A 12,317-nucleotide genomic window follows, 5' to 3' on the forward strand; every position below is an offset into this window, starting at 1 on the left:
CTTAACTATTAAGCAGCGCAGGGGTGATTTACTTGAAAAAAATTATGATTCTATTTGCAGCGGCTGCAGCTATACTATCAGGCTGCATGTCTTTTCAGCAAAAAGAAAACAATAATGCAAGGCAGGAGACGGAGATCGGCGAGTCCGAAAAGGTGAATAAAGAGCCCTCAGCGATTGTAAATGAAACGAAAAACTTTTTGCTGATTGGTGTCGATAGCAGAGGAGAAGAGGATTCACGTTCGGATGCCATTGTGCTGGCCAGCTATGAACCTTCCGGGGGATCCATTAAATTGGTCTCTCTTATGAGGGACAGCTATGTAAAAATACCGGATTACCAATATATGTACAGCAAGTTGAATCATGCTTATTATATAGGCGGCAAGGAATTATTAAAGGATACAATAGAACAAAACTTCGGAGTCCAAATCGATCATACAGCAATTATTGATTTTAAGGGATTTACAGCGATGCTTGATGCGATTGCCCCAGACGGAATTGAAGCAGAAGTCAGTGCCGCCATGATTGAAGATATGGGATTGGATCTGGAGCCGGGAAAACAAAAGCTTAAGGGAAGCGACATTTTATCATATGTGAGATTTCGACATGACGGACAAAGTGATTTCGGGAGAGTTGACCGGCAGCAGGAAATTTTAATTGGGCTTAAAGATGAAGTGATGAACCAATTCTCATCACCTGCCGGTTTAGCAAGGTTTCCGGAAGTAATCAGCCAGGCAATGAAATACGTTGAAACCGACTTAAAGATTGAAGAAGCATTATCACTCGGTGTGAAGTTTTTAATGAATCCTGTCAATGACATTGAAACACTTAGGGTACCTGTTGAAGATAGTTATGAGAATAAAACTTATGAACATGCCGGTTCGGTTCTCCAGCTTGATTTTGAAGAAAATTCAGAAGCGCTTAAGCAGTTTTTGGATGCTGAAAAGAACTGAGAGAGACGCTATTAAAAGTAAATGAGGAGCCCACGGGCTCCTCATTTACTTTTTCTGCAGACTGCAATCCCAAAAGGGTAGTGTTTGCCTTCTCTTTTCGGTTCAATGAGAACACTTCTCTGATAATAAAATTCCGTCTCTCCGTAAGACTTGAACAGTTCAATAAATTCATCTTCAGTCAGCTGGTGAAAATGGAAGGGCTCATTTGTTGGCTTTCCCCTTCCGGCACCGAAGGGCGTGGATAAAATGAGAGTCCCGCCTGGCTTTAGCATCTTAAAAAGACTGTTAAGGAATATTTCTTCTGATGGCAGGTGTTCAAGCGTTTCAAAGCTCGTTATCACATCAAAGAATCCTAATTGTTCAGGGAGGGAATCATCTTCCGCGTTGGCTTTAATATATTGCACGAGAGGATGATAATGATGCTGTCTGGCATAGTTCAGTGCACCCTCATCAATGTCCACTGCAACAATTTCATTAATTTCTTTTTTCTTTGCTTTTGCCATTATTTTTGAACCGTAACCCGTCCCGCAGGCAATATCAAGCACTCTTCCTTTAGCGTAATAAAGGGCAAAATAGTAACGTGCCAAATGTTCCAGAAGCATTCCGTTAGTAACCGGCATTTCCTCCAGTATGATTCTTTCTCCAGTATTTTCGAGCATTTTTCTCCACCATCCTTAATAGAAATTATAGCAAATATGTCTTATGGTTTGTATGGACTGGTAAAATCATATACAATGGGTCATTAGACAGGATAGCTATAAAGAGGTGATCCTTTGAAGCAGGTAGTAAAGCTTAATGAAGAGAGCCGCAGGCAAATATCAGATATTGAACAAAAATGTGAAAAGCTTGCAGAAAAACTTCTTAATAAGTACAAAACAGACTTTCAAACTGAAGAGGAAAATCTGGCAGTGGACCTAGTCAGGACGATAAAAGGCCGGCATGCATCAGAAAACGATGTGTTTGAAAATGATTATGAATCCATTCTGGAACTGGGAATAGAGACGGAGGATGAATTTTTTCCGAATGCTTATATTCCCATCTGGAAATGCAAACAGGAAATGTTTCATTCTGTTGGTTATTTAACCAATCTGGATATGGATTCAATAGAGAAGAAAATGATGCTTATGATTGAAGAAATGCTGGCAGATCGTGTAGAAGGGGAAAAGTATGAATAAAACAGAAATATATATATTATCAGGATTTCTTGGGAGCGGGAAAACGACGCTTCTAAAGCAGCTGCTCCAGGATGAAAAAAAGCAAGGCAGAAAAGTGGCAGTCATGATGAACGAGCTTGGGAAAGTTTCAATTGACTCGGATGCAGTCGATGAGGGTGTGCCATTAAAAGAGCTGCTTGACGGCTGTATATGCTGTACCATCTCAGATAAGCTCGAGGCGCAGCTTCAGGAATTATTGATGGTTGAAAAGCCGGAAGCGATTTATATTGAAACTACAGGTGCTGCTCATCCCATTGAAGTTCTGGATAGCATCCTTTCTCCCCTTTTTGCTGACAGGATGCAGGTAAAAGGCATTATTTCTGTTGTTGACAGTCCAAGATGGCTTAATCGAAATGTGTTAAGCCCTCAGGTGCAGCAGCTTTTAATTGAGCAGGTAAGGCATGCAGACTTAATAATCCTGAATAAAGCAGATAAACTTTCCGAGGCGGAACAGGCGCGGCTTACAATGGAGATTCAGGGTCTTAACAGCCAGGCGTTCACCATCTTAACTTCATATTCAAAGATTGCTGTGAAGCAGGTAAGAGATATGTCCTCCGGGAAAAAGAGCAAGGCTTCCAGATCACATGTTTTTTCTGATTTAAAGCTTAGCACGTTCGTTTATCAGTTTCAAAAACCTGTCAATCAGATTGATTTTGAAGATTTTCTTAGAGGACTTCCAGATACTGTGTACAGAATAAAAGGGTATATGAAGCTGAATTCTTCAAAGTACCCGTATCTTTTTCAGTTTTCATATGGAATGCCGCTTTATATGCAGGAAAACATCAATATGCCCCTGAATATGGTGTTTATTGGGGAGAACCTTGATTGGGCAGAAATCGAACATAGGTTGAAGATTCTGGAAGAATCTATCTAATCAGGACATTAAAGAGAATCGCATTCATACGGTGCGATTTTTTTTTATTGCCTGAATGAATGAAGAAAACCTTTTTTTGGGAAACTCATTATATAATGCCTAACCGAAAAAACCTATAAATGAGTGGAATTTATGAAAACATTAAACATAGTCATGGTATTCATCTTTCTTCTTTTTGCAGGAGGCACATACACATCTGCAGATGAAGAAGGGGTTAGCTGGCGGATTGAGATGCTGGCATGGGAGAAAGTGAATGGGATATTGCCGAAATACAGTAAATTTACCGTCCTGGATGTTGAAACAGGCAAGAAGTTTAAAGTCCAGCGGCGTGCCGGAAGCCATCATGCAGATGTTCAGCCATTAAATGCTGAAGAAACAAAAATAATGAAAAGCATTTATGGCGGAAAATGGAGCTGGAAGCGGCGCGCCATCATTGTAATTAATGGAAATCAATGGATAGCGGCTTCCATGCATGGCATGCCCCATGGAGGAGGTGCATTGAAAAATAATTTTCCAGGGCATTTTTGCATTCATTTTTACGGCAGTACCACACATCGAACAAACTTTATGGATTTATCACACAAGCTTATGATTTTGAAAGCGGCAGGAAAGCTTGATGGATATCTCAATAATGCCAATCCATATGAAGTGATCAGTGCATTCATGGCAGGACTAAAACAGCAGGATTCAAGGATTGTCCAGTCGATTTCCCTCCAGCCTTTAGCATGGAATAAACTCATGCCCAGAATTGAGAATGTAAGGCTGAGTGCGATGCCCGTCCTTCCGGCTGAGGATTTGACAGATGAGCTGAGCCTGGAGGTGCCGGTGGAAGCGGATTGGTTTATAAAAAACCGCGGCAGACAGCATTTTCGAGGCAGCATCCATCTTGTGCGCTTTTCACAGGCAGATCCATGGAAAGTGGATAATAAAAGGTTCTTAAAGGAAAATAAGTTATTGAACGAATAAAAGCCTGAGAATAGACTCTCAGGCCTTTATTCGTTTTACTGTTTTTCGCCAAATTTAATGAATGTCCGCTCGTCTTCTACAAGTCCGCAAGCCGCACATTGAACCCTTTTGTCAGGGCCTTTGTAAGGCATATGGAAGGGGGACAGCTGTTCACTGCTGTATTCTTCCAAAACATTCCCTGTCTGAGGATCCATTTTGATGGATTGAGGCACCTGCTGAATAATATTGAATCGGCTTCTGTTTGTTTTACAGTTTGGGCACCGATAAGGTGAATTCATAACTCATTCTCCTTTCTCGCATATTAGCTGTATTTTTTGCATTTATAAATTTATTTATGTAAAAATACATGTAAGGAAATATATTTGTTTCCTGTTTTGGAAGGGATGTGGCAAGTTATGAGTCCAGACTATGAAAAGCTTCTGAATGAATATCGGAAGCTATGGAATAACCGGAAACTCGAAGAGGATACTGACGCAGAAAACATTTTGAAGAAAGCAATCTCCAGGGAATTAAGGGATGAAAATTCCCATCCAAGAGTCCGTAAGACTATCTATGAAAAATTCTACCTTGCGGTTAAGAGAATTGCACATTCAGACCTGGATGACAAATCCAAAGAAGCTCTTATCCAAATCCATATCCATGAAGCAGAAGGTTTGAAATAGGGAGGGTCAAACCTTCTTTTTTTAATGGCTGTTTTCGCAAGGTTTGTCGCCGCTTTTTATTTTATGCTGAGTTGATTGGAGCGGAAATCAACGGACAACATTGTTAGCGAAAACAACATGTTATACGAAAAGTGCCTTTTGAATTTATAGGTTTACTGCAGATTTCAAGATCCTTTCACATTTATCTCACAATGTTAATGTAAGATAAAGATAAGATAGTCATGAGGAGAAATTGTATGTCAAAAAAAATGTATTGGCTTTTCTTTTTATGGATCATAACGGCCTTCCTTACTTCCTGCTCAGAAAAGAGGCAGCCTGCAATACCCGAGGATATTAGCTTTGCTGCCACAGTAAATATCAAGGATATGACCATATCTTTTGTGGACCTGGAAAAAAAGAAGCTGGCGGCAGAATGGGCTATGGAGAAACCTTATACAGGCGCTTTAATTCTCCCGGACAATGATTCCATCCTTCTTTATGGAAAACAGCTTGAAACGGCTGACCTTTATTCCTTAAAGGAAGGTAAACTGATTAACAGCTGGGAAACAGGAGAAGGAATCGTAAATGGAATCCTGCTTGAAACGAATGAAATCGTTTTTGCAGATCAGTATTTAAACAAAATTAGGTTCTTTCATTTAAATGGAGAAGAAGAAAAACAGGTCGAATCTGAGATAGATCCGCTTACCCTGCTGGAATCCCGTGAAAAGAATAAGTTATTTGTTCTAAGCTTCAATCATAAAAAAATGGGAATTATCGACCTTGAATCAAAAGAAAAAAGCGAAGAATTTACAATCCATCCTTCAGCAGCCGGTGCGTGGCTCAATGAGAAAAACGGTGAAATCTGGATTGGCGGACATGGAGAAGGTGTAGAGATTGAACAAAATATCCACGTATATGATGAAGAAACGGGAAAGTTAAAAAAGAAAATTCCAGCAGCTTCGATGCCGATTAATTTTCTGGGACAAGAAAATCAAGTATATGTCCTAAGCCACGGGTCAAATATGTTATATAAAATTAATGAATCAGGGGAAGAAGCAGCATCTGTTTCGATTGCGGCAAATCCTTTTGAAATGGCTTTTGCAGCAGGTAAACTATTAGTGGCCGGTTATGACAGCAATGATTTACATATACTGGACCCGGAAAATTTAAAAACCCTTAAAAGTATCAAGCTTGGAGAGGGTCCTTTTAAAATAGTCATTAGGGAGAGTGTGAAATGACATGCTGAATATCCTGATAATAGATGATGAAGCAGATATGAGGCATTTGATTGAAATGTACCTCGGGAATTCAGGATTTGCATGCTTTTCAGCAGAGAGCGGCTTTGAAGCATATGGCATACTTGAAAATAATGTGATGGACTTAGTTATTCTGGATATAATGATGCCTGGGGAGGATGGGTTTGATGTATGTTCCCGAATAAGGCAAAAATCAAATGTGCCAATAATATTTCTCTCAGCTAAGGGAGAGGAATGGGATAAAGTGAAAGCCCTTCAATTAGGGGGGGATGATTATATTGTCAAACCATTCAGTCCTGGAGAGCTTGTCGCCAGAATCAATGCTGTCCTTCGAAGAACGGGAGGAATAAAAAATGACATGGATTCTATTCGAATTGGGAAAATCACAATTGACAAAAAAGCACGAAAGGTCTCAGTTGCGGGAAAGCATGTCACGCTTACGCTTAAAGAATATGAATTGCTTCTGTTTTTTATCGAACATAAAAACCGGGCATTAAGCAGAGAACAGATGCTTGAATATATTTGGGGCATTGATTATACAGGAAGTTTAAGAACAGTGGATACTCATATAAAAACGCTGAGAATGAAGCTGGGGGTTGGTGACTATATTCAAACAGTCTGGGGAGTAGGCTATAAATTCGAGGTGCCGGATGAATGAAATTCCTGACCAATAGCCTGGCTAAAAAAATGTGGCTGACTGTAACAGCCGCAATTATTATTACGATCTTATATTCCTATTTTTTATCTTACTTATTTTATGAAAAAATTTATGTAGAAAATGTCAGGGACTCTCTGCTGACTGAAGGGAGAAGTCTGGCGTCAGAGTACAAGGGTGGTGCTTTGACAGAAGATCTCAGGAAAAAAATCGATTGGTATAATTCTAAATCAGAAACAGAGATTTTTATTGTCAGTAATCCCAGAGAACTTAGTGCCTGTCTGCCTTTTGAAATTGACTATCAGACTCTAATTGGCAAAGCAGAGCGCGAGGATCTTCTTAAAGGCATTCCAGTTGAAAAACTGGGCTATGAAAAAAGGTTTGACCGGAAAATTATGGGTGTCATTATTCCGCTTCTTGATGATAATCGGCTTCAAGGCATTATTTATTTATATGTTCCCCTTGCGAAGATTTCAGAGATTACCCGGGATTTTGCATTTCTGTGGCTCGCGGCTGCGGCGGTTTTTACGGTTATCAGCATCATTTTAGGTACGTTGCTGGTAAAAAAACTGACAAAGCCCTTACTTGATATGAAGGATGCAGCAGAACATGTTTCAAAGGGATACTATGATGTTCATTTAAACATTGATTCAAAGGACGAAATTGGCCAGCTGGCCAATGCCTTCAATTATATGTCCTCATCTATACGAAAAGAAGACGAAAAGAGAAGGGATTTTCTCGCGAATGTATCTCATGAGTTAAGAACCCCTATCAGCTATGTAAAAGGCTACAGTGAGGCGCTCATTTCCGGAATGGAAAAATCTGAAGAGGACAGAAAAAAATACTTACAGCTGATACTTAGAGAATCACGAAGGATGGAACGTCTCGTTGGAGATTTACTTGATTTATCCAAACTTGAATCTGACGAATACAAACTCGAAAAAATGCCGCTGCCATTGGCACAGTTAATAGAGGACGCTATTGAAAAATACAAGCCGGTCCTCCGTGAAAAAAATGTGGATCTGCAATATCGCCTGGATCCTGAAGTAATCATTAACGGTGATGAAGGCAGGATTGAGCAGGTTATCCAAAATATTATGGACAATTCCATCAGGTATACAGCAAAAGGCAGAATCAGCATCCGTTTATCTCAAGAGAGAGATCAATGCCTGATTGAAATAGAGGATACAGGCATAGGGATTTCAGAAGAACATTTAAGCAAAATTAAACAACGGTTTTATAGAGTGAATAAAGGAAGAACAAGATCAGATGGCGGCACAGGGCTCGGTCTGGCAATTGCAGAAAAGCTTGTTAAGCTTCATCAAGGCGAGCTGACTGTGTTCAGTGAATTAAATAAGGGGACGACAGTTAGAATTATGCTGCCGCTGCTCGAAATAAAGAAAATTAGAGGAGATTAATAATGAAAAAACTAATGTTTATTTGGCTTGCGGTAATGATAATTATTAGCCTGGCAGCCTGCAGCAATAATAATGCAGCTGAAGAAGAGCCGCAATTCCTGGATGTCGAGTTATCGATAAACCCTGAAAAAGCAAAAGTGAATGAACCGGTTGTTTTTGAAGCAAAAGTTACATATGGAGAAGAAGAGGTTACAGATGCAGACGAAGTCAAGTTTGAGATCTGGAGAGCGAATGCCGAAGAACACGAAAAAATTCTTGTTGAACATGCTGAAAATGGGATCTATCGCCTGGAGAAAAGCTTTGAAGAAGAAGGTACCTATTATATATATTCACATGTAACGGCGCGCAGGATGCATAATATGCCTAAAAAAGAATTTGTTATCGGCAAGCCCAGTCCACCTGAAAAAGAGTCAGGCAGCCAGGAAGAAAATATGGATGACGATGATCATGGCAGTCATTAAAAAGCAGCATTGGCTGCTTTTTGTTTTGGAATCGAGTAATCCTGCAGTAATTTTTCCTTTAGGGGCATATATACCCATTTACGGGTACATATACCTATAATAATTGTTACATTGGTGTAATAAAAGTAAAAAATAGTAGCAGGATAAAAACCTGTCAATAGTGATATTTTAGTATATAAATGGCACATGATAAAGGTAGCTTCCAATAAAGACAAAAAAATGCAGAAGACTATTTACCCATTTTTAAGTATCCATAAACCTAATAAAATAAGTATTTATGAAAACTTTCAGGCTGATTTTTACTAGTATCTAAGTCTATCGGATATGCGGTATTCAAGAATTTGTAAAATCTGTCCAAAAATATTACGAAAAACCCTGTGTTATGATGATTGTGCAAGTCACACAGCACCACAACAACAAAGAAAACAAACACAGGGAGGATTTATATACATGAATAAGAAAGTTATTTACTCAGTAGCAGCGGCAGCAGCATTATTAGTATCAGCACCAGGAGCTAACCAGGCGGACGCAGCTTCAAATTGTCCTACTCCTGAACAAGCTAAAAATATTGCAATCTCTCAATCTGGTAACCTAAGCCAGGAACAAATCAATAACATTCTTCAAAAATACCTTAAAAACTACAATATTAATTGGGGAAATGCTCAAGTAAATAAACAGGAAGCTCAGAAGCCTGCAGCTCAAGCTCCAGCAGAGCAGCCTGCTAAAACACAAGAAACAGCAAAAGCACCTGCGCAGCAGCCTGCACAGCAGCAAGCACCTGCAGAACAGACAAAAGAAGCAGCACCTGCATCTTCTGAAGTAAGTGCTTACGAGAAAAAAGTACTTGATTTAACAAACCAGGAACGCGCAAAAGCAGGAGTGCCTGCACTTAAATTGGACACAGAATTAAGCAAAGTAGCTCGTGAAAAATCACGTGATATGCAGTCAAAAGGATATTTTGACCATAACAGCCCAACTTACGGTTCACCATTTGATATGATGAAGCAATTCGGCATCTCATATACTACTGCAGGCGAAAACATTGCTATGGGCCAGCAATCACCTGAAGAAGTTGTACAAGCATGGATGAATAGTGAAGGCCACCGCAAAAACATCATGAATGCCAACTTCACACACCTTGGTGTTGGCCATGTTGCTGACGGTAACTACTGGACACAAATGTTCATCGGGAAATAATAGTTGAATGAATAAAAGGCAGCCTTTTTAGGCTGCTTTTTTTTGTATTATTATTCAATATAGTATGAACTTCAGCTCCATGTATGTATTCAATCATTCATTGGAACATTAGTAATAGCTGCTAAAAATGAAAAACAACAGGTGATTTAAATGGAAATTAGAAAAGGAACAAAAGATGATTTGAAGGAAATAATAGAAATTGTCCAGAAGACGGTCAGCATTATGGAATCTGAGGGGAATGATCAATGGAACCGGACCTATCCCCGGGATGAAAATTTTTTAGCTGATGTGGAAGCAGGCAGTTTGTACACTGCCATCTATGATGGAAATGTCGCAGGTTCCATTACTGTCGATCAAATTCAGGCGGAGGAATATAAAAATGCCTCATGGAGAAAAGATGAGCCCTGCTTTGTATTTCACCGTCTGGCCGTAGATCCTGAGATAAGAGGCGCGGGGATTGCGAGCAGGTTAATTGCATTTGCTGAAGATCATGCAGTGAATAACGGGATAACGTATATGAGAACAGATACATACTCGCTGAATAAAAAGGCTCAAAGGTTATTTGAGAAAAATGGATATGTTAAAGCAGGTACAATCTTCATGGATCGGGAAAATCCTTTTTTCTGCTATGATAAGCTGCTTGATTAAAGCTGCTCTTCATTCTTTACAATAATGGGTATTATTTCTTCCTCTTCGAATAAGATGGGAAGAGAAATGGAAAGTATCCCATTTTCAAATGAAGATTCTATCGAATATTTATCAACAGGCATAGGGAGGGTCAGAACTTTTTCAAAAGATCTGCTATGTCTTTCTTTCAGAAAATAGCGCAAGTCCTGCTGAAACGCTGAACATTTTCCTTTAATAATTAGTTCGTTTTGTACAAGAGATACTTTAATATCATTTTTGCTTATACCGGGGAGCTCTGCTTCAATTTTGATCTTGCCATTGTTCTCATACATATCACAGCGCGGAAAAATTTCCTGATTAGACAGAAAATGATTTATTTTTTCCTGCTCCAGGCCTGAAAAAGAAAGTTTCTTATTACGATTGGAATCCCCAGGTGAAATAAGCGTTTCCCAGAAATCCTGATCCTGATATTGTGCGGTCATTTTGATTAAATCTTTCCATTTTTCCAGTTCCATAAGGAGGCCCCCTTTATAATATTTCCGTTACATCTATCTCTGAATATTGCATATCGATATTTTTAGGTATTTTTATCTCCATATAGCCCTCTTTGCAGCTGGCGGATGATCCTTTTTTCCTGACAATGGCAGGGAGGGTAATGATATGTTTATCGTCTTTATCGGGAATATGTTCGATAATCATTTGGTTGGAGGTGTGATAAAGCTTCATTTCTTTTAACCATTCCTCGTTTTTTATTGGAAATCTCACAAAAACATAATCATGGGTTTCGAAGACGGATGAATTAAGTGGTGCAGAATTTGGCTGTTGATTAGTTCCGGGGGCTGCGGCATTAAAGCCTTTCATAAAATCCGGTGCTCCAGTCATTCCCTGCATATTCTGAGGAAACATTTGACCCATGATATTTTTAATATATTTATCAATTTCCTCCGGTTTCATTTGGCTGGGAGGATTCTTCATATCTTTATTAAATGGAAAAAGATTCCACGGAAACATCCTTCTCATCCTTTCCTTGCTAAACTGCCGCAACGGCTACTGATTCAATACTATGCCATATATTCTATGCAGATAAATGCCTATCTGTTAATAAGGGATTCTTTTGTTAGTACTGCTGCATCATGGGCGAAAGCTTCTTATTATTTGCATTAATACACTGTAATTACTACTATATTGGTATCGATGTATACAAAATAATTAAATACTAAGGGGTAATTTTGTGAGAAATAAAGCAGCTTTAATCACGGGAGGGGCAACAGGGATCGGGAAAAGAACAGCGAATATGCTTGCCGCTAAAGGCATCGATCTGGTGATCAATTACCGTAGCAGTCAAGAGGAAGCTGTTTCATTGTGCGGGGAACTGACCGAAAAATTCGGCACTAAAAATATTGCTTTGCAGGGAGATATTTCTTTACCGGCGGACTGTGTAAAGATGTCCGAAAAAGCTCTTAATGAATTTCAAATCATCGATATAGTCATACATAATGCCGGTCCTTATGTGCACGAAAGAAAAGAGATGCTGGATTATTCTTTTGAACAATGGAATTACCTTATTAATGGCAACTTAAATGCGGTCTTTTATTTATCCAAGTTGTTTATACCGAAAATGAGGGAAAATGGATGGGGAAGAATTATCACGATAGGCTTTGATCGTGTAGAATCAGCATCTGGGTGGATATACCGTTCTGCATTCGCGGCTGCAAAAACGGGGGCAGCGTCTTTAACGAAATCCATTGCAATTGAAGAGGCCGGTAACGGTATTACCGCAAATATGGTTTGTCCGGGAGATATTATCGGTGAATGGAAGGAAAGAAATATCGAAGAAGCTGCGAAGGTTCATGATCATGCATCACCAGTCGGAAGGCCGGGTACAGGTGAGGATATTGCCCGTGTAATCAGTTTTTTGACCGATGAAAAATCCGATTTTATTACAGGAAGCATAATCCCGGTTACTGGCGGAAAAGACGTCCTGGGGAAAATTTATCAGGAATGAAAGCGAAAGGCAGAAGAACCGTATTCTTCTGCCTTTTTATCGCAGTCTAACGG

Annotated in this window: 16 protein-coding genes; 12 read left to right on the forward strand and 4 right to left on the reverse strand. The window is 39.4% G+C overall.

Annotated features, from left to right (window positions below):
* Window positions 1–32: 32 nt before the first annotated feature.
* Entirely contained in the window at window positions 33–950 is a 918-nt protein-coding gene (locus CE058_RS08885) for an LCP family protein (protein WP_163141988.1), read from the forward strand.
* Between the two features lie 41 nt (window positions 951–991).
* Here CE058_RS08885 and CE058_RS08890 read toward each other — a convergent pair whose 3' ends face one another.
* Window positions 992–1,609, reverse strand: a complete 618-nt coding sequence (locus tag CE058_RS08890; protein ID WP_048009361.1) for a class I SAM-dependent methyltransferase — start codon at window positions 1,607–1,609, stop codon at window positions 992–994.
* A 114-nt stretch (window positions 1,610–1,723) separates the two neighbouring features.
* Here CE058_RS08890 and CE058_RS08895 point away from each other — a divergent pair, with 114 nt between their 5' ends.
* The 3 genes from CE058_RS08895 to CE058_RS08905 all read left to right on the forward strand — a co-directional run bounded on the left by CE058_RS08895 (window position 1,724) and on the right by CE058_RS08905 (window position 4,004).
* On the forward strand, window positions 1,724–2,125 hold the full coding sequence (locus tag CE058_RS08895; protein ID WP_163141991.1) for a hypothetical protein: 402 nt from the start codon (window positions 1,724–1,726) through the stop codon (window positions 2,123–2,125).
* On the forward strand, window positions 2,118–3,038 hold the full coding sequence (locus tag CE058_RS08900) for a CobW family GTP-binding protein (protein ID WP_163141994.1): 921 nt from the start codon (window positions 2,118–2,120) through the stop codon (window positions 3,036–3,038). The genes CE058_RS08895 and CE058_RS08900 overlap by 8 nt, the downstream gene beginning before the upstream one ends.
* 132 nt (window positions 3,039–3,170) lie before the next feature.
* A complete protein-coding gene (locus CE058_RS08905; protein WP_163141997.1) occupies window positions 3,171–4,004 on the forward strand; it encodes a hypothetical protein in 834 nt (277 codons plus the stop codon).
* Window positions 4,005–4,039: 35 nt separating this feature from the next.
* Here the strand turns inward: CE058_RS08905 and CE058_RS08910 are convergent, their stop codons facing one another.
* The gene (locus CE058_RS08910; RefSeq protein ID WP_009332565.1) at window positions 4,040–4,282 is read right to left on the reverse strand and encodes a hypothetical protein; all 243 of its coding nucleotides are present in this window, start codon (window positions 4,280–4,282) and stop codon (window positions 4,040–4,042) included.
* A 117-nt stretch (window positions 4,283–4,399) separates the two neighbouring features.
* On the opposite strand from CE058_RS08910, the gene CE058_RS08915 reads away from it, so the two are divergent.
* The 7 genes from CE058_RS08915 (at window position 4,400) to CE058_RS08945 (ending at window position 10,280) form a co-directional block, all read left to right on the forward strand.
* On the forward strand, window positions 4,400–4,666 hold the full coding sequence (locus tag CE058_RS08915; protein ID WP_048009434.1) for a hypothetical protein: 267 nt from the start codon (window positions 4,400–4,402) through the stop codon (window positions 4,664–4,666).
* 236 nt (window positions 4,667–4,902) lie between these two features.
* A complete protein-coding gene (locus CE058_RS08920; RefSeq protein ID WP_163142000.1) occupies window positions 4,903–5,883 on the forward strand; it encodes a YncE family protein in 981 nt (326 codons plus the stop codon).
* 1 nt (window position 5,884) lies between these two features.
* Complete coding sequence (locus CE058_RS08925; protein ID WP_163142003.1) at window positions 5,885–6,559, forward strand: response regulator transcription factor; 675 nt, start codon at window positions 5,885–5,887, stop codon at window positions 6,557–6,559.
* Window positions 6,556–7,974, forward strand: a complete 1,419-nt coding sequence (locus CE058_RS08930; protein WP_048009355.1) for a sensor histidine kinase — start codon at window positions 6,556–6,558, stop codon at window positions 7,972–7,974. Before CE058_RS08925 ends, CE058_RS08930 begins: the two co-directional genes overlap by 4 nt.
* A gap of 2 nt (window positions 7,975–7,976) precedes the next feature.
* On the forward strand, window positions 7,977–8,435 hold the full coding sequence (locus tag CE058_RS08935) for a FixH family protein (RefSeq protein ID WP_048009354.1): 459 nt from the start codon (window positions 7,977–7,979) through the stop codon (window positions 8,433–8,435).
* 450 nt (window positions 8,436–8,885) lie between these two features.
* The gene (locus CE058_RS08940) at window positions 8,886–9,632 is read left to right on the forward strand and encodes a CAP domain-containing protein (RefSeq protein WP_163142006.1); all 747 of its coding nucleotides are present in this window, start codon (window positions 8,886–8,888) and stop codon (window positions 9,630–9,632) included.
* Between the two features lie 150 nt (window positions 9,633–9,782).
* Entirely contained in the window at window positions 9,783–10,280 is a 498-nt protein-coding gene (locus CE058_RS08945; protein WP_048009352.1) for a GNAT family N-acetyltransferase, read from the forward strand.
* On the opposite strand, the gene CE058_RS08950 is transcribed toward CE058_RS08945, so the two are convergent.
* On the reverse strand, window positions 10,277–10,774 hold the full coding sequence (locus tag CE058_RS08950) for an Hsp20/alpha crystallin family protein (protein ID WP_163142009.1): 498 nt from the start codon (window positions 10,772–10,774) through the stop codon (window positions 10,277–10,279). The two genes, CE058_RS08945 and CE058_RS08950, sit on opposite strands and share 4 nt — an antisense overlap.
* Window positions 10,775–10,787: 13 nt before the next feature.
* On the reverse strand, window positions 10,788–11,270 hold the full coding sequence (locus CE058_RS08955) for a spore coat protein (protein WP_048009350.1): 483 nt from the start codon (window positions 11,268–11,270) through the stop codon (window positions 10,788–10,790).
* A gap of 220 nt (window positions 11,271–11,490) precedes the next feature.
* Between CE058_RS08955 and CE058_RS08960 the strand changes: the two genes are divergently transcribed.
* Window positions 11,491–12,264: an SDR family oxidoreductase gene (locus tag CE058_RS08960; RefSeq protein ID WP_048009349.1), complete on the forward strand. Its 774-nt coding sequence runs from the start codon at window positions 11,491–11,493 to the stop codon at window positions 12,262–12,264.
* Window positions 12,265–12,317: the final 53 nt, after the last annotated feature.

Source organism: Bacillus sp. 22-7 (assembly GCF_010628845.1).
Lineage (GTDB): Bacteria > Bacillota > Bacilli > Bacillales > Cytobacillaceae > Cytobacillus > Cytobacillus firmus_B.

Excerpts from the sequence above, each read along its gene's own strand:
- CE058_RS08890 (WP_048009361.1), bottom strand. The coding sequence starts at position 1,609 with ATGCTCGAAAATACTGGAGAAAGAATCATACTGGAGGAAATGCCGGTT.
- CE058_RS08900 (WP_163141994.1), top strand. The coding sequence starts at position 2,118 with ATGAATAAAACAGAAATATATATATTATCAGGATTTCTTGGGAGCGGG.
- CE058_RS08905 (WP_163141997.1), top strand. The coding sequence starts at position 3,171 with ATGAAAACATTAAACATAGTCATGGTATTCATCTTTCTTCTTTTTGCA.
- CE058_RS08910 (WP_009332565.1), bottom strand. The coding sequence starts at position 4,282 with ATGAATTCACCTTATCGGTGCCCAAACTGTAAAACAAACAGAAGCCGA.
- CE058_RS08915 (WP_048009434.1), top strand. The coding sequence starts at position 4,400 with ATGAGTCCAGACTATGAAAAGCTTCTGAATGAATATCGGAAGCTATGG.
- CE058_RS08920 (WP_163142000.1), top strand. The coding sequence starts at position 4,903 with ATGTCAAAAAAAATGTATTGGCTTTTCTTTTTATGGATCATAACGGCC.
- CE058_RS08925 (WP_163142003.1), top strand. The coding sequence starts at position 5,885 with ATGCTGAATATCCTGATAATAGATGATGAAGCAGATATGAGGCATTTG.
- CE058_RS08930 (WP_048009355.1), top strand. The coding sequence starts at position 6,556 with ATGAAATTCCTGACCAATAGCCTGGCTAAAAAAATGTGGCTGACTGTA.
- CE058_RS08935 (WP_048009354.1), top strand. The coding sequence starts at position 7,977 with ATGAAAAAACTAATGTTTATTTGGCTTGCGGTAATGATAATTATTAGC.
- CE058_RS08940 (WP_163142006.1), top strand. The coding sequence starts at position 8,886 with ATGAATAAGAAAGTTATTTACTCAGTAGCAGCGGCAGCAGCATTATTA.
- CE058_RS08945 (WP_048009352.1), top strand. The coding sequence starts at position 9,783 with ATGGAAATTAGAAAAGGAACAAAAGATGATTTGAAGGAAATAATAGAA.
- CE058_RS08950 (WP_163142009.1), bottom strand. The coding sequence starts at position 10,774 with ATGGAACTGGAAAAATGGAAAGATTTAATCAAAATGACCGCACAATAT.
- CE058_RS08955 (WP_048009350.1), bottom strand. The coding sequence starts at position 11,270 with ATGTTTCCGTGGAATCTTTTTCCATTTAATAAAGATATGAAGAATCCT.